Source organism: Bradymonas sediminis (assembly GCF_003258315.1).
Lineage (GTDB): Bacteria > Myxococcota_A > Bradymonadia > Bradymonadales > Bradymonadaceae > Bradymonas > Bradymonas sediminis.
Map to the genome: position 1 here is coordinate 4,703,983 of NZ_CP030032.1, position 16,560 is coordinate 4,720,542.

Below are 16,560 nucleotides of genomic sequence, written 5' to 3' on the forward strand. Positions count from 1 at the left end.
GTACGCGGCGCCCTTTTTCATGTCGATGGCTCGCTCAGCGCGAGATCAAAGCTTGCTCATCACCAGGTTTTTGACCTTGGAGCCGTCATAGCGGCCCTTGAGCTTCGGCATCACCGCGCCCATGACCTTGCCCATATCGCCTTTGGAGGTCGCGCCGGTCTGGGCGATGACCTCGTCAACCAGGGCTGCGGCTTCTTCGTCGGTGAGCGGCTGGGGAAGGTACCCCTGGATGACCTCCAACTCGGCGGCTTCCTGCTCGGCGAGCTCGGGGCGGCCGGCTTCGGTGTAGGCGTCGAGTGATTCGCGACGCTTCTTGGCCTCCGTGGAGAGGATGCCGAGGATATCGTCCTCGTTGAGCTCGTCTCCCTTGCTGATCGCGGCGTTCTTGAGGCTCGAGATCAGCGAGCGAATGGTCTGAAGCTTCTGTTTCTCGCGCGCGCGCATCGCGGCTTTCATGTCGTTGGTGAGTTGCTCGAGTGTCGTGGCCATGATTCTAGTCCGTTATAATAGTGAAAAAATCATGCCCTTGTCGCGCGCGTTTGGCGACGACATGGGCATGGTGAGTTGCGAGCGTTAAGCTTTAACCCCAGCAGGGGTTTTTCAATTTGCGGTCTCAATGAGCGTCTGGGCGATGCCCTGAATCTCGTCCTTTTTGGCCTCATACATCTCGGCCTGGCTGAAGATGAATAGCGTCGCGACCTGGTCGCCGGTGCGCTTAATCGAGTAGCCGAGGAATTGAATCTCCTGGTCCATATCCGATTTGACCAGGACCGCGGTGCCCTGTCCGTGGGAGACGGCCATGCCGTTGATGATGGCCGGTGCGACCTTCTCGACCTCGAGCTCTTTGAACTTCAGGTCGGGGCGCAACTCGTTGAGCATCGTGCTGGTGAGGCCTTCGGATTTCGAGCCAACGAGCAGGAGCATCGTGGTGTCGTCCGGCGAGCTCGCCGACACGCCCTGATCATCCTGTTTGACGACCCAGTCTTCCGGGACGCGCAGCTTGAGTTCATAGGTCGGGACCTCGATCCACTGCCCAGCTTCAGCCTCTTCGGCTTCGCCCTCGCCCTCGGCTTTTTCTTCGGCTTTGGAGTCGTCTGTGGCCTCAACGGCGCCCTTCTCGGCGGCAGCTTCGGTGGCCGGCTCTGCGGTTTCTTTCTTCGAATCACAGCCCGAGATGAGCACGAGCGCGCAGGACAACGCGATTAAATTGCTGAAAATTTTCTTCATATGAGCGCCTCTATTATTACAAAAAAAATTACCGAGTTGTTATGCCCGGGGGAATATCATATTTGTCGAACGATCGAATGTTCGGCATAGTGCGGACTAATTTGTAGATCCTCGACTCCTTTGGTGCAAGCGGTAACACTCGTGAGTGACGATAGCCAGGTAATATGCCCCGAGTGCGAAACGCCGCAACCGGCTGGCGTACCGTTTTGTGAGAGCTGCGGGTTTCGCATCCGCTCGCAAAACGCGGCGCCGTTGGGGCGGCCGATGGTCACCGGCGACCGGGTGGCCCAGGCGCGGCTTAAGGCGAGCCGGGCGCGCGCTGATCGACTGGTCGCGCGCGCGAGCGCGGCGGCGGCGGCAGAGGCGGCGGGCGCCCGACCGGCGGCTGCTGGGAGCGTTGACGCGCCGGATGAAGTCGAGGACCCGTTCGCCGTGGAAGACCCTCGCTCGCTTAGCGCGGCCGCGACGACCGCGCCGGTGGATGATAACGCGCTTGAAGCCAGCGCGCCCAACCGCGCCCCGAAAGCCGCGCCGCCCGCGCGCCCCAGGCGCCCGGTGCAACCCAAGGCCCAGGCCAATACCTATATCGAGGGGCTCAAGGCCGTCGACGGACGAGGCGAATCGCCCCAGGGTTTGCGACCAAGCGATGGCGCGGCGGGGTCCGACGCTGGCGGCACGGACACGCCGCGCGCGCGCAGCGACGCTCCCGGGCGCACCCAACACATCCCGAACTACGCGGGCCCAGGCGTCGGCCGGCGCGCTCGCCTCCCGATCTTCGTGGCGATAACGCTGAGCCTCACCGGCCTCGCCGTCTTGTCGACTAATTATTGGACATCCCGCGCCCATCAGAATGCCCATGCCAGCGCGGTCGCGGATCTGCCGGCCCGCGTGCTGGTGGAGGGGGGCGCGTATAAGCGTGGGCTCGACGAGGGCGTGCGCTCGTTTATCATGCAGATATGCGACCGCACCGATAATGAGCCCGACGTGAATTGTAAGCATAACCGGCTATTTGAGGGGGAGTACCCGCAGGAGTCCGTCAGCGTGTCGAGCTTTGAGATCGACGCCGGTGAGGTCACCGTTGGGGCCTATCAGGACTGTGTGGACGCCGGGAAGTGCGCCGCGGTTAAATATAAATCCTGCCAGGTCTGGACCCACCAGGGGCTGCAGACCGCGCTGCGGGTGCCGCGCGATCTGCAGAAGCCCGAGGCCGCCCAGACCTGCGTTAGCCAGGCCCAGGCGCGCGACTTTTGCGCGCACGCCGGCGGCGCCCTCCCCAGCGCCGACCAGTGGGAGAAGGCCGCGCGCGGCACCGACGCGCGCCTGTTCCCCTGGGGTAATAGCTGGTCGGTGGCGCGGGCCAATTGGGCCGAAATGGACCTTGTGCGCACCCCGATCGTCGGGCAACTCGACGGTTTCGAGCGCGTGGCGCCTCCCGGGCATTTTCCCGAGGGAAAAAGCCCCGCCGGCGCCTATGATATGGCGGGAAACGCCGCCGAATGGGTTGAGAGCAAAGAGGGCGAGGACGCGAGCGCCCGCGGGGGCTCCTGGACCAGCCGCCCCTTCGACCTGCGGGTGACACATCGGCTCAAACTCGAGCCCGACACCGCGCGCACCGACGTCGGCTTTCGCTGCGTCTATCAACCCTGATGCTCCCGAGGATTTGAGCTGACCTTGGCGCCGAGGCTTGAACCTCGGCCGGGATGGCTTATCTTCACACAGGCTTGTCTTTCTCAATGCTGCGTACATTCGCAGAGACTCGACTTCTGATGATTGACTTCAAATTACTGACCCTCAATTTATAGCCCAGGATCTACCGTGAAAATCGAAGCCATCATGACGCCGAATCCCGAACGCGTTCGCACCACCGACACCGTCTCGGATGCGGTCAATAAACTCTTCGAGCTCGACGTGCGCCATCTTCCGGTGGTCAACACCAGTGAAGAAGTCGTCGGCATGCTCAGCGACCGCGACCTTCGCTCGCATATCCTCAACGGGCGCATGCAATACGAGGCGCCCGACGAGGTGTCCGAGGAGGATAATGTCGCGGTGAGCACGATTATGCAGGGCGACGTGATCTCGTTGGGCACCGACGCGAGTATCAACGATGCGATCGAGCTGATGATCGAGCAGAAGATCGGCGCGATCCCGGTCGTCAACCCCCTCGACGGCACCCTGGTGGGCATCGTCAGTTATATCGACGTACTGCGTTTTGCGGCCGAAGAACTTTAATTGCACAAAAAGCAAAATAGTTGTTGACAGCCCTGCAAGTTGCAATTATAAACCGCCTCCCACCCACTTGAATGTGGGTGTTTCACCACTGCGGAAGTGGCGGAACTGGTAGACGCGCTAGACTAAGGATCTAGTGGGAGTCAAATCCCGTGAAGGTTCGATTCCTTTCTTCCGCACTCAACAAAAAGGCCTCGCCATTTGGCGAGGCTTTTTTGCGTTTGGCCTGCGTTGCCCCGATGAATCCGCCTTGTTAGAGTCGCGCTCTAAGTCACTCGGAAAGCCCGGCGGCCATCCGCGTCATGCGTTCCATCGTCTCGGCTGCTCCTCGCCATTCACTCAAATCGAAAAGTTCTATGCGTGTTCTATTACAGCGAGTCTCCCGGGCGTGTGTTCGGGTCGAGCAAGAAGTCGTCGGTGAGATCGGGCAGGGTTTGCTGATCCTTTTGGGCGCGGGCGAGGGCGATGAGCCCGAGGATCTCGACTATGTGCTGTCGAAATCGCTGAATCTGCGTATCTTTGCCGATGACAACGGCAAGATGAACCGTTCGGTGCTCGATATCGGCGGCGAGGTCTTGGTGGTGAGCCAATTTACGCTCTATGCGCAGACCCGCCGCGGTCGGCGCCCGAGTTTCGTCGACGCGCTGGAGCCCGGGGCCGCCGAGCAATATTATGAGCAGTTCGTGGCGCGGGTGCGCGATGAGCTCGGCCACGTTGAGTGCGGCCGATTCGGCGCCGATATGGACGTCGAGTTGGTAAATGACGGGCCGGTGACCATCTGGATCGACAGCGCCGACCGTTGAGCTTCGGTGATCTCTAGATCGGAATAATTCTCTTCAAAATAAAGGACGGATGATATGGCTGCAGATGATATTTTTTGCAAAATCGTCGCTGCCGAACTCCCCTCGACCAAGGTCTATGAGGACGACGATGTGCTCGCGTTCCGCGACCTGCACCCGGCGGCGCCGACCCATATTCTTGTGATCCCCAAAGAGCATCTGACGAGCCTGTGGGAGGCCAAAGAAGATCAGGCCCAGCTGCTGGGGACGCTGATGCTGCGCGCCCGTGACGTGGCGCGCGAGCAGGGGTTAGAGGAAGACGGGTTCCGCCTGGTCATCAACAACGGCGCCGGCGCAGGCCAGACGGTCTTCCATCTTCACCTGCATATCATCGGCGGCCGCTCGCTGGCGTGGCCTCCGGGCTGAGCGGCCACCGCGCTGCTACTTCGCCGCGCATCGGCGCGGCATCGACCGAAGCCGCCCCAGCCACCTCGTGGCTGGGCGCGAGCGGGTCTCTTTATGTTGGGCGATCAACTGATCGAGGGCGATACACTGGCGCTGGCGCACGAAAAACTCCCCCAGGGGCAGCGGGTTCTCGTAGTCGCTGGCGATGCGCTTCCACACCAACTCGGCGTCGTCGATATTTCCGCGTTGTTCGTCGAGCCAGGCCTCGGCCTGCCAGCACAGAAGCTGCTCGTTTCGCGCGCGTTGGTTGCGGCAATAGCTCTTGGACGCCCGGGCGATGAACGCGACCTCTTCTGGGGTCGCTTCGCTCGGCTCTGCGGGCAATAATTGCAGCGTGGTATAAACGACCTCATCGGCCAACTCGCCCGACTCCGGGACTTCGATACTGAGCAAATAGCGGCGGGCACCGTCGCGATCGCCGCTGCGCGAGATCGCATGAGCCACAAGGGCGAGGCTCGCGCTATGCGGGTCTTCGTGGTGTGAGTCGAAGGTTTCTTGCCCGACTTTTTTAAAGCGGGAGTCTAATTCTTGCGGCGCCGGGGACTCCGCGGGCCAATCTTTGGCGACCATCATCTCGGCCCAGAATTGGGCGATCAGAAATTCCTTGGCGCCAAGATACGCCTCCACGACGAGTCGATTGGCCAGGAAATTGTCGGGGTTTTGCTCGGCGAGCTCCAGCGCGAACTCAACGGCGCGGGTCTTATCATCAAGCCGTCGAATGTGGCTCAGCGCGTATGCCCAATGCGCCGGCGCCCCTTGAAGCGCCTGGACGCGCTGGGTCGTGTCCGTGATATCTTTGAGCAAATACTCCGAAACCCAGCCGCGCAGCGAGTGCATCGTATAGAGATATTCGGGGCTGAAGAGGCGCGTATAATAGTCGGCGGCCGTCGCTTTTTTGCCGAAATGCGCCTCGATATGGGCCAAGAATAAGAGCTCATTGGCGCGCGGCTCCAGCGCAAACGCGTGCTCAGCCAGGGCGATCGCGCGCGCGCCCTCGTCGGCCTGGGCTGCCTGAAACGCGAGCGCGGTAAAGATACGACTCTCGGTCGGCACCGCGCTCACCATCTGGCGAAGCTCCTCCTGGGACGCCGCCTGGGCGCGCGCGCCGATCTCGACGGCGCGGGTATCCTCCAGGTTGGACCACGTGAGGGCGAAAACACCGGCGGCCAAGACCGACGCGCCCAGCAGCCCAAGCGCGACCCGCTGGGACGCGAAAATATGCAGGTTTCGCACGCGCAGCCAGACCGCGCCCTCGGGCGGATTCTTCAGTCGCCCGCCCTTTAGCCCCACCTCAAAGACCACCACGATGCAGGTCGCCAACCCCAGCGCAAAGAATGGGAAATGCATCTGAACCAACGTCCCCGCATAGATCGCGAAGGCCAAAAGCCCCAGATATCGCTGGGCGCTGCGCGGGGATTTGATGGTGGGCGAGAAGATGCGCGTCTTCTTCGAGATGAAGGTGAATCCGCTTAAGAATAGCGCCAGCGCGGCGATGGTTGGCAGAAAGCCCATCCCCATAAACCAGTCCGCGAACTGATTCTCCAGCGTCGGGATGCTCGCCGCGCGAATCTGCGTCCAGTCGATATAGGGCGCGATGGTGCGCTCTATCGAGCCGGCGCCGCTGCCCAGGATCGGATAATCAAGGGCGCCGCGCATGCCCGACTCGATCATCACCAATCGGGCCACCGCCTTATTTTCGACCCAGATGCCCACCGGCGTGCTCTGCACCCAGGGCCACAAAAAAGTGCGCGACAGCCACATGGGCAATGTGATGATGGCGCTCATTAACCCGAGGGTGACAAGGGTGCTGGCGCTCTGAAGAAGCCGCGTCTTGAGCTGCTCCTTCGACGAAGAGTCCTGCCCATCGGTCTGCATTTTTGGGTGCGCGACGCGGTAGACCATCCATATTGATTGCGCGATATATAGAATCGACGCGAGGCTATAGGCGAGGTTTACGCCGCTGCTATTTAACTCGAGCATAAAGAGGACGAAGATAATCGCGCTCACCCCGCTCAAAAACGCCTCGATGGGCTTTGTTTTGAGGTTTCGGCGCGCGAGAATCAGCCCGGCGAGTGAGGCCAGCCCGTAAAACGCGGCGCCCTGGTTCGAGTTGACGAACATTGTAAACGCCGGCCAATTGCCCAGCGGCTCGTAGACGCCGAAAAACGTGGTCGCGCCGAAGACATTATGCAGCCAGGAGACGCCCAGGTGCAGCCAGCCGAAGACCACGCCGGCCCGAAGCGTGTCGCGCCAGGCGTGGCGCTCGCGGCTCAGGCGCGCGCCCACCAGCGCCAGCAGCGCCAGCGCGATCCAGCGCAGCCCTCGGTCCGCGGTTTCGCGCGGGTCCAGCGACAGCGGGCGCCACAAATCCTCGGCAGCGCTCACCGCCTCGGCGCCCTCCAATACCGTGAGGCTTTCGAGGTATAACGCGCGCGCCTGGGGCGACAGGATCTCCTGAATTTGCGGGGGCAGTGGCAATATCTGCAAAAAGCAGATAAATGCGAATATTGAGAAGATGAGCGACGGCAGGGAGACTGATATTGGGGTCGAAGCGCCCGTTTTTTTATTCGGCTTCGCGCTCGAAATGATCACATAAAACACTGCCGGCAACGCCACCAACACGACGGCAATGGCCACCTGTGTGTGTACGCCGCCCACGGCCATGACGCTGACGAGACATACCAACGCGGCGATAGTGCCCAATATATTTTTCATAGAGACGTAACTTGTTGAGACGCGGCTGGATTTCGAAAAGCCGCGCGTTTTGTTTGCGCGCGATTTCGAGCAGCCAATAGCTAAGATATTGCCACGATAAGGCGGGAATGCGCATGCCGCAAGCATTGCTTATTTGAAAGCGCTTTCGTTTACGAGTATCAGACCACCTGCTAGAGTCCGGCACCGTTGTACCAACAGAAATTTGGTACTCATTTTACGATTAGGCGCGCCTTGTCCCGCCTTCCGTTGTATCCAGTAGTTGATTTGCCTATGTCAGAATCAAATAATTTCAATGAGTTAAGGGCTCCCCTGCCCCAAGAGAATACCGAAGACCTGGGGGAGTTGTTGACCCATTATTGGCGCCTTCTAAAGCGCTATTATTGGGTAATCCTGCTCGCCTGCGCGCTGGGTTTGGTGGGGGCATTCTTCATCACCAAAGAGATGAAGCCCGTCTACCAGGCGCAGAGCCAGATTATCTTCCACCAATCTCAGTCCAATCTTTTCGGTAAGCAGATCGAGAAGGTCGAATTGTTGAACCCCGGCGACCGCTGGCAGTTCGAGCAATTCTGGAATACCCAGCGCGAAGTGCTGCGCTCGCGCTGGTTTGGCGGGCGGGTGGTCAAGAAGCTCGGGTTGATTGACGACTATGAGTTTTTGCCCAAGCCGGCGCCCGAGCTCGAGCAGCGCACGCCTGAGCAGCGCGAGAAGATCGTCATCGCCAAATTGCTGGGCTCCTATCAGGTGTCCCTGGCCCCCGATAGCCGGGTCGCCAACGTGGTCGCCAAGTCGAACGACGCCGAGCTGTCGGCCAAGATCGCCGACGCCGTCGCCGAGACCTATGTCGAGTATACCCAGGACTTCCAGTCCGGCGGCCTCGAAGAGATCGTGACCTGGTTCGACTCCTATGTCGCCAGCAAGAAGAGCGAGCTTGAGGAGTCCCAGACGAAGCTGCAGCGCTTCAAGCGCGACCATAATATTTTGTCGCTCTCCTATGAGAACCGCCAGAACCTCACCGCCAATAATATGGCCACCGTCAACGAGCAGTTGATGGAGGTGCGCGGAAAGCTGTCGGCCGAGAGCGCGCTGCTGAGCCAGATCCGCGAGATGGAGAAGGCCGATAAGCGCAAGTCGGCCGGCGGCGGCGCCGAGAATGCTCAGGATGATATCGACCAGGCGCGGGTGAAAAAGCGCGCCATCGCCGATCTGATCGACAATACTTCTCTCAAAGAGGCGTTCGGCCAGGAGGCCTTGCTTGAGCAAGAGCTCGCCGACCTTCGCACCCGCTACCTCGGCGATCATCCGCGCGTGCAGGCCGCCCAGGGGCGCCTGGACGTGGTGCGCAAGAATATCCGCGAAGAGATCAGCCGCGTGCATATCGGCGTGGCGAACCGCGTGTCGGTGCTCGAGAAGAATCGCGCCAACCTGGAGCAACAGCTCGAACAGCTCAAAAACGAGGTCTTCGCCCTCAACGAGCTCGGCGTCGAGTATAGCCAGCATATGGACCGCGCCGAGAACCTCAAAAAACTCTATAATACGGTGCTGATGCGCTCGGCCGAGATGGACCTGAGCTCGCTCTATAAGGGCGACACGATTCAGGTGCTGGAGAAGGCCGAAATCCCGGCCGGCCCGGTCAGCCCGCGCCTGCCGCTGAACCTCGCCGTGGGTCTGCTCATTGGCATCGCGCTGGGCAGCGCGACCATCGTGCTGATCGACGCGCTCGACACGACCATTAAGAGCGATGCTGATGTGTCGAATTACTCCGACAAGCCGCTGCTCGCGCTGCTGCCCCAGATCGACGCCTCCGCGCTGAAGTCGCTGGAGGTCATCGGCGAGACCGCTGCCGACACCATCACGTTCACGGCGCCCAAGAGCAGCTTTGCGGAGGGCATCCGCACGCTGCGCACCAACCTGATGTTTATGGCGCCGGATAACCCGCCGAAGCTGCTGCTGGTGACCAGCCCGGGCCCCGGCGAGGGCAAGACGATGACCTCGGTCAATATGGCGATTGCGATGGCGCAATCCGGCCAGCGCACCCTGATCATCGACGCCGATATGCGCCGCCCGCGCCTTCACAAGGCGCTGGGCATCGAGAATAAAAACCACGGACTCTCCTCGATTATTTTGGGCAATGAGGAGCTCGACAACGTCGTGCAGCCCACGCGCGTCGAGAACCTCAGCGTGCTGGCCTGCGGGCAGATTCCGCCGAACCCCTCTGAGCTGCTGCACTCCGAGCGCTTCGCGCAATTGGTCGAAGAAGTTCGCGAGAAATACGACCGCGTCATCTTCGACTCCCCGCCGCTCGGGGCGGTCTCCGACGCGCTGGTGCTCAGCCATTCGGTCGACGGCGCGCTGCTCATCTTGAGCTTCGGCAACACCCAGAAAGAGATGCTGCGCCGCTCGGTCGACCAGCTTATGAGCATCGGCGGCCCGCTGATGGGCTTCGTGCTCAACGAGATTCGCGCCGACGCCTCGGGGTATGCGTACCAGTATTATTATCGCTATTCGTACGATAATCGCGGCGACGCCGACGGCGACAAGCCGCGCATGGTGGGCTGAGCGCGCGTCGCGCCGTGGCCTATAAACGCCGCCCCCAGACCAGGTCTGGGGGCGGCGTTTGCGTTGCGCCCTGGCGTTTTCGCATCGCTATACAGTCCTTAAGGTATGTGTTAGACCATATTGACTTTGATAATGATTATCAAAGTCGTTTGTTGGCGGTCGACCTATTTCTTTGACTCAAGTGACCACTGCCCACGAACGGACTCCCTGAATAAATAAGTTATATCGAACCCCAAATATTGTAGGTGAAGTCATGGCAGCAGCAGATTTCAAAACAGATGATTCAGCCCAGCAAGATCGAAAGTCGCTCGAAAGAGACCTGATTAAGTCGATGGCGGGATGCTATACGGTGGACTTTCAATTCGCCGAGACCTTCGCCCCCCGCGGTGATTACGCGTTCCGTGAGCGCTACCATGAGAGCGCGCGTGAGTATGTCTTTGTGCTCGAAGAGACCGACGATATGGTGTCGCTGCAGCATCTTCTGCGCGTGGGCAACCCGAAATTTGACGGCGTGCCCGGCAAGACCACGATGATCAAGCATTGGCGCCAGGACTGGGTCTTTGAGAACCGTGAGTTCATGTCCTACGTCAAGGATTTTGAGTGGGAAAAGCTCCACCTGCCCGAAGAGGTCGTGCGGGGAATTTGGACACAGAAGGTCTATCAGGTCGACGACGCGCCGCGCTATGAGGCGCTGGGGCGCTGGGTGCACCAGCAGGGGCGCCACTATTGGGACGGCATGACGGACGCGCCCCTGCCGCGGCGAGACCGCACCACCCGCGACGACTATAATGTGCTCAAGCGCGACTGCCGCGTCGAGGTCTTCGCCGACGGGAGTTGGGAGATCGACCAGGATAACCGAAAGATCCAGCGAGACGACGCCGGCCGCGACCAGTTGATCTGCATGGAGAAGGGGTTGGAGACCTTCACCCCGACCGACTTCGAGCGCGCCCCATTCGACCGGTGGTGGAAAACGCAGGACAAATTTTGGGCGGACGTGCGCGCGTGCTGGGCCGAAGCGCGTGACGCGCGCGAGCGGCTTAAGTTTGCGCTCATCGTCGACGAGACCCTGATGTACGACGCGTTTTTTGCGTTGGCGCAGCGATTTAGCGTGGCCGACGCGTACGACCGCGAGGCGGCGCTGGCAGGGATTCGCGGAATTCTGGGCCGACACCTCGTCGACTGAGCTGCGATTGTTGACGCGCGCCTGCTGTGAGGCGCCCATTTGTTATGTGCAAAATGACCGAGGTATCTGAGATGACCAAGCATCGCTATATAATGACCCTGTTGGTGAGCATCACTCTGGGCGGCGTCGGGCCCGTCGGCTGCGACAGGCCGGAGCCGCCGCCCGCCCAAAAAGCCGGCGCCACTGACGAAGTCGCCGCCGCGCCCGACGCCGATGCCCAGACCCCGCGGGTGGTCACCATCGGAGGCACCATCACCGAGATCGCCTTCGCCCTGGGGGCCGGCGAGCAGATCGTCGCGGCGGATAAATCGAGCGTATATCCTGAAGAGGTGAAGAAGATCGCCGTGCTGGATCTCTTCCGAAATATCGCCGCCGAGCCGATCATCGCCCAGGACCCGACCTTGATTTTGGCCACCGACCAGACCAATCCCAAAGATGCCCTGGCGAGGGTAAAGGGCGCGGGGGTTGATGTGGTAGAGATCAGCGAAGACCCCGGCGTGGACCAGGCGCGCCAGCGCATCCGCGACATCGCCGACGTGCTGGGGCGGGCACAGCAGGCCGACGCGCTGATCGCGAAGATGGACCAGGACCTGGAGGCCGCCAGCCAGAAGGTCAGCGCGTGCAACAAGCCCGCGCGCACCCTCTTTGTTTACGCGCGCGGCCCCAACACCGTGTTCGTCGCCGGGCGTGACACCGGCGCGCGCGCGCTGGTTGAGCTGGCCGGCGGCGAGCCGGTGCACGGCGACTTCTCCGACTTTAAGCCCATGAGCGCCGAGGCCATCGTGGCGGCGAATCCCGACGCAATCCTAATGACCGACGGCGGCCTGCGCAGCCTGGGCGGCCTCGAAGGGCTCCAGCGGGTCAAAGGCCTGGGCGAGACCGCGGCGGTCAAGAATAAACGGGTCATCACGCGCGAAGACCTGGCCCTGCTCGGGTTTGGCCCGCGCCTTGGACAGGTCGTGCTGGAACTGACCGATGATCTTTGCCTCGACGCGGCGCCGAGCGACGAGTGAGACACCTGCGCAAAGCCCAGAAGCCTCAACCCGCGGGCGTGATGCTTCTGCTTGGTGGGATGCTCCTCGGGGCCATCTTGCTCGGTTGCGGGCAGGGGGCCACGGCGGTCGCCCCGTCCGAGATCCTGCAGGTCCTGGCCGCCAAGCTCGGGCTGCAGGCCTCGCCGGGGCGCCCGCTTGAGGCGATCGTCTGGTCGATCCGGCTGCCGCGGGTGTTGCTCGCCGCGCTGGTGGGCGCAAGTCTGGCGTTGGCTGGCGCGTCGCTGCAGGGGCTCTTTCGCAATCCGCTGGCCGACCCTGGGCTGATCGGTATTTCGAGCGGCGCCGCCAGCGGCGCGGCGCTAGCCTTGGTGGCCGGGTGGGTATTGCAGCCCGTACTATCGTGGGTTCCGGCCTGGCTCCTGGTGCCGCTGGCCGCTTTCGCCGGGGGCGTGCTGGCGACCTTCGTGGTCTATCGCATCGCCACGTTTAATGGGCGCACGTCGGTGGCCACGATGCTGCTGGCCGGGATCGCGATTAACGCGCTGGGCGGCGCGTTGATCGGGTTCTTGACCTTCGCCGCCGACGAAGCCGCGCTGCGCTCGCTGAGCATGTGGATGCTCGGGAGCCTGGGCGGGGCGGGGTGGACGCAGGTGCTCGTCTGCGCCGGCGGCTTGCTGGTGGGAAGTTGTTTTTTGTTGCGGCGCACGGGCGAAATCGACGCCCTGATGCTCGGCGCGCGCGAAGCCCAGGACCTGGGCGTCGACGTGCAGCGCTTGGAGCGGCGCATCGTGCTGCTGAGCGCGTTTATGGTCGGGCTGGCGGTGGCTTTTACCGGGCTGATCGGGTTCATCGGGTTGGTCGCGCCGCATATGATACGACTGTGGCGCGGCCCGTCGCACCGCGTCGTTTTGCCCGGCGCGATGCTGCTCGGCGCGCTGTTGCTGGTCCTGGCTGATGTGTTCTCCCGCACGCTGCTCGCCCCGGCCGAGCTGCCGATCGGCATCGTCACGGCGCTGGTCGGCGCCCCGTTCTTTCTCTTTTTGTTGATGCAGCGGCGCGAAGGAGGTTGGTCATGAGCCTGTTGGCCAAAGATGTGAGCGTGCATGTTGGGTCGAAGACGCTGGTCGATCGCGCAAGCCTTGCGTGTCTCCCAGGGCAAGTCGTGGCGCTCCTGGGGCCAAACGGCGCCGGCAAATCCACGCTGCTCAGCGCGTTGACCGGCGAGCGCCTCGCCAAGGCACCCGCTACGGTCACCCTAAACGCTCGCGCCCTGGGCGCCTGGAGGCCGGCCGAGCTGGCCCGCCAGCGCGCGGTGATGCGCCAATATACCCAGGTCCCGTTCGCGTTCTCGGCGCTTGAGGTTGTCGAGTTTGGCCATCTTCCCTGGCAAGGGAGCGCAGCCAACCGAGCGCCTCTTGGACCCGGTCGATTTGGTCTCACGCGGCCCGACGCGCGCGATTATCTCGAGGCCGTGGGGCTTGGCGGCATGGGCGCGCGCAAATACCCTACGCTCTCGGGCGGTGAGGCCCGGCGGGTGCAGCTTGCGCGCGCGCTGATTCAAGTGCGCGCGCTGCGAGAGCTGCCCGCGCCGCCCAACGTTGCCGACCCCGAGGTGCCCGCCCGTTACTTGTTGCTCGACGAGCCGCTGGCGGGCCTGGATATCGCGGAGGCCTCGCGCGTGCTTGGACTAATCGCGCAGGTGAGCGCGCGAAATATCGGCGTCATCGCGGTCTTTCACGACCTCAACGCCGCTGCCCATATCGCCGATCATATTGTGCTGATGCGCCGCGCCGAGATCATCGCGCAGGGGACGCCTGCGGCGTGCATGAGCCAGCAAAACCTCGAAGACTGCTTCCGCACGCCGATGTCGGTAACCTTGAGCGAGCGGGGGATCCCGAGGATCCAGCCCGACTTCTGCGCGAGATAGCCACGCCCGCGCCCTTGCCTAGTTTTGTGGGACGCACTCCGCGTCGCGGGCGAAGTCCGGGGTGCACGCGCCGGGTTCGAAGTCCTCGAAGCAGGCGTCGGCCGCGGCCGCCGTGGGGCAGTCAAAGAATTGGCCGTTGAGGCAGCAATGCGCCTCGAAGGTGGTGGTGGCGGTGGTGGCGCTGCCCTGCTGCGCGGGCTGCTGTTGCTGGGCCTGCTGGAGCGCTCTTTGCTGCGCCTGTTGCGCCTGAAACTGGGCTTGTTGGGCCTGGAATTCGGCGCGCTGAGCCTCCAACTCGGCCTGGCGCAGCTTGTGCATATTGCGGGCCCGGGTGGACTGGGGGTCGTCCTGTTGATACCCCGGAAACCCCTCATTACCCTCGCAGGTAAAGCTGGCGCAGGCGCCCTCCGTGCCGATCGCTCCGGTGCCGCAGCCCGCCGTGAGGGAAAGCGCGAGGACTCCGCCCAAAAGCAGCCTCAAATGATTTGAGTGAAAAGAATTCAACATAGACTCAACCTCCCGACAACGCTTTGAATTTACCGCTCTGTATCGAGACGACCTTCTCGTCGGCCTGCGGGTGCGAATAGCTCGGCACGATGCGCTTGAGCAGCTGGCGCACCTTGATATCGTCGTCGGCGTGGGCGGCCTCGATGAGGGCCTCGTAGGCGTTGCGCAGCTTGTCGAAGTCGTCGCGATTTTGGTTGCCGATAAAGATCTTTTTGTGGCGGGTCTTCTGCAACTCCTCTTCGTCGAAGGAGAGCTCTTCGTAGAGCTTCTCGCCGGGGCGCGCGCCGCTGATGACGATGTCGATATCGTCGGAGGTCAGCCCCGAGAGGCGAATCATATCCTTGGCCAGCTCCAGAATCTTCACCGGCTCGCCCATATCGAGCACGAATAGCTCGCCGCCGCGCCCGATGGCGCCGGCCTGCAGCACGAGCTGGGCGGCCTCGGGGATGGTCATAAAATAGCGGGTCATCTTGGCGTCGGTGACCGTGATGGGGCCGCCGCGCTGGATCTGCTCGCGGAAGATCGGCACCACGCTGCCGTTGGAGCCGAGCACATTGCCAAAGCGCACCGCGCAGAATTTGGTCTGCGGGCCGTCTGGCGATTGGCGGCGCGCCAGCGAGTCGACGTACAGCTCGGTGATGCGCTTGGTCGTGCCCATGACCGAGGTCGGGTTGACCGCCTTATCGGTCGAGACCAACACGAAGGCGGAGACCTGATTTTCGCACGCGAGGTCCGCGATGGTCTGGGTGCCGACCACATTATTGTGGACCGCTTCGGCCGGGTTCTTCTCCATCATCGGCACATGCTTATAGGCCGCGGCGTGAAAGACCACTTCGGGCTGCTGGGTGGCAAATACCGCGCTCATGCGCGCCTTGTCGCGAATATCACCGATGCATGCCACGAGCTGGTCGGGGTCCTGCTCGCCGCCGAGCGATGCCTGCTGCTTGGCGCGAAGCTCGCGCTCGATAAAGAAGAGCGGGGTCTCCGCCTGGTCGACCATGACGAGTCTTTTAGGGCCAAAGCGCAGCACCTGGCGGCATAATTCCGAGCCGATCGACCCCGCAGCGCCGGTCACCAGCACCGTCTTTCCTTTTAGGAAATTGTCGACGGACTTCGTGTCGAGGCGCACCGGGGCGCGCCCCAACAGGTCCGAGATCGACACCTTTCGCAATTGGGTCAGCGCAACTTCGCCGCTGAGCATCGACTCCAGGGCCGGCAGGATCTGCACGTCTGCCTGGGTGGAGTGGGCGCGGTCGAAGATCAAACGCATCTGCTCGCGCGAGGCCGACGGCATCGCGATGATGATCTGCTCGATCTCGTGGGCCGCCACGATCGACTCGATTAACTCCATGCTGCCCAGCACCGGTACGCCGTGGATCCGAAGCTTATGCTTATAGGGGTCGTCGTCGAGGAAGGCGATCGGGCGAAAGGGCAGGTTTCGATTCTTATTGATCTCGCGCACCAGCGTCTCACCGGTGTCGCCTGCGCCGAGGATGAGCAGGCGCTTGGCGTCGGTGCGCGACGCTAAATTCGAGCGCATCGACTCGCGAATCAGGCGCAGGCTGCCGCGGGTGGCGGCGAGTCCCAGAAACGACAGGCCGAAGTCGATCAGATAGACCGAGCGCGGGAATGAGCTGGGGGTCACCGCGAAGACATTGATGAGCACCAGGACCGTGCTGCTGATCATTAGCGCGCGCCCCAGTGCCATGACGTCATAGAGGCTGACGTAGCGCCACCAGCCGCGGAACATCTTCAGGGCCAGGAACACAACAAGCTTCACCGCGAGCACGATCGGCAAGAGCTCGATGATCGTCTCTTGATAGCTCGCCGGGATCTCGAAATCGAAGCGGATGGCGAACGCTCCCCAGAACGCCGCCGTAAAAAGCAGCAGGTGGAAAGTCGCGATCATGAAGACCCGCACCCCTCGGGGGAGCGTGGGCAATTCTAGAAACCAATCCGTCGGTTTATGCATACAACAAC

14 protein-coding genes and 1 tRNA gene are annotated in these 16,560 nt (G+C 62.2%); 10 read left to right on the forward strand and 5 right to left on the reverse strand.

Annotated features, from left to right (window positions below; all coding sequences use genetic code 11):
- Positions 1-45: 45 nt before the first annotated feature.
- Together DN745_RS17725 and DN745_RS17730 are read right to left on the reverse strand one after the other, a co-directional pair.
- Positions 46-489: a GatB/YqeY domain-containing protein gene (locus DN745_RS17725; protein ID WP_111336984.1), complete on the reverse strand. Its 444-nt coding sequence runs from the start codon at positions 487-489 to the stop codon at positions 46-48.
- Between the two features lie 111 nt (positions 490-600).
- Positions 601-1,227, reverse strand: a complete 627-nt coding sequence (locus DN745_RS17730) for a hypothetical protein (protein ID WP_111336986.1) — start codon at positions 1,225-1,227, stop codon at positions 601-603.
- 141 nt (positions 1,228-1,368) lie between these two features.
- Between DN745_RS17730 and DN745_RS17735 the strand changes: the two genes are divergently transcribed.
- From DN745_RS17735 to DN745_RS17755, 5 genes are all read left to right on the forward strand, one after another.
- The gene (locus DN745_RS17735; RefSeq protein WP_133621893.1) at positions 1,369-2,874 is read left to right on the forward strand and encodes a formylglycine-generating enzyme family protein; all 1,506 of its coding nucleotides are present in this window, start codon (positions 1,369-1,371) and stop codon (positions 2,872-2,874) included.
- 168 nt (positions 2,875-3,042) lie between these two features.
- Positions 3,043-3,456, forward strand: a complete 414-nt coding sequence (locus DN745_RS17740; RefSeq protein ID WP_133621892.1) for a CBS domain-containing protein — start codon at positions 3,043-3,045, stop codon at positions 3,454-3,456.
- Between the two features lie 90 nt (positions 3,457-3,546).
- Positions 3,547-3,632 (forward strand) — tRNA-Leu (locus DN745_RS17745).
- A 177-nt stretch (positions 3,633-3,809) separates the two neighbouring features.
- Positions 3,810-4,256 (forward strand): D-aminoacyl-tRNA deacylase, encoded by a 447-nt coding sequence (dtd, locus tag DN745_RS17750; RefSeq protein ID WP_111336991.1) that lies wholly within the window; start codon positions 3,810-3,812, stop codon positions 4,254-4,256.
- 54 nt (positions 4,257-4,310) lie between these two features.
- On the forward strand, positions 4,311-4,658 hold the full coding sequence (locus DN745_RS17755; protein ID WP_111336993.1) for a histidine triad nucleotide-binding protein: 348 nt from the start codon (positions 4,311-4,313) through the stop codon (positions 4,656-4,658).
- A gap of 15 nt (positions 4,659-4,673) precedes the next feature.
- On the opposite strand, the gene DN745_RS17760 is transcribed toward DN745_RS17755, so the two are convergent.
- Positions 4,674-7,412, reverse strand: a complete 2,739-nt coding sequence (locus DN745_RS17760; protein WP_111336995.1) for a Na/Pi cotransporter family protein — start codon at positions 7,410-7,412, stop codon at positions 4,674-4,676.
- Positions 7,413-7,682: 270 nt separating this feature from the next.
- Between DN745_RS17760 and DN745_RS17765 the strand changes: the two genes are divergently transcribed.
- The 5 genes from DN745_RS17765 to DN745_RS17785 all read left to right on the forward strand — a co-directional run bounded on the left by DN745_RS17765 (position 7,683) and on the right by DN745_RS17785 (position 14,073).
- Positions 7,683-9,968, forward strand: coding sequence for a GumC family protein (locus DN745_RS17765; protein ID WP_111336997.1), 2,286 nt, complete (start codon positions 7,683-7,685; stop codon positions 9,966-9,968).
- 253 nt (positions 9,969-10,221) lie between these two features.
- The gene (locus DN745_RS17770) at positions 10,222-11,151 is read left to right on the forward strand and encodes a DUF6607 family protein (protein WP_111336999.1); all 930 of its coding nucleotides are present in this window, start codon (positions 10,222-10,224) and stop codon (positions 11,149-11,151) included.
- Positions 11,152-11,204: 53 nt separating this feature from the next.
- Positions 11,205-12,164 carry a heme/hemin ABC transporter substrate-binding protein gene (locus DN745_RS17775; protein ID WP_162687768.1) on the forward strand — a complete coding sequence of 320 codons (960 nt, stop codon included), beginning with the start codon at positions 11,205-11,207 and terminating at the stop codon, positions 12,162-12,164.
- Complete coding sequence (locus tag DN745_RS17780) at positions 12,161-13,222, forward strand: FecCD family ABC transporter permease (protein ID WP_204355034.1); 1,062 nt, start codon at positions 12,161-12,163, stop codon at positions 13,220-13,222. The genes DN745_RS17775 and DN745_RS17780 overlap by 4 nt, the downstream gene beginning before the upstream one ends.
- Positions 13,219-14,073, forward strand: a complete 855-nt coding sequence (locus DN745_RS17785; RefSeq protein ID WP_111337005.1) for a heme ABC transporter ATP-binding protein — start codon at positions 13,219-13,221, stop codon at positions 14,071-14,073. The genes DN745_RS17780 and DN745_RS17785 overlap by 4 nt, the downstream gene beginning before the upstream one ends.
- Before the next feature lie 18 nt (positions 14,074-14,091).
- On the opposite strand, the gene DN745_RS17790 is transcribed toward DN745_RS17785, so the two are convergent.
- On the reverse strand, positions 14,092-14,580 hold the full coding sequence (locus tag DN745_RS17790) for a hypothetical protein (RefSeq protein WP_111337007.1): 489 nt from the start codon (positions 14,578-14,580) through the stop codon (positions 14,092-14,094).
- A gap of 4 nt (positions 14,581-14,584) precedes the next feature.
- Positions 14,585-16,552 carry a polysaccharide biosynthesis protein gene (locus DN745_RS17795; protein ID WP_111337009.1) on the reverse strand — a complete coding sequence of 656 codons (1,968 nt, stop codon included), beginning with the start codon at positions 16,550-16,552 and terminating at the stop codon, positions 14,585-14,587.
- Positions 16,553-16,560: the final 8 nt, after the last annotated feature.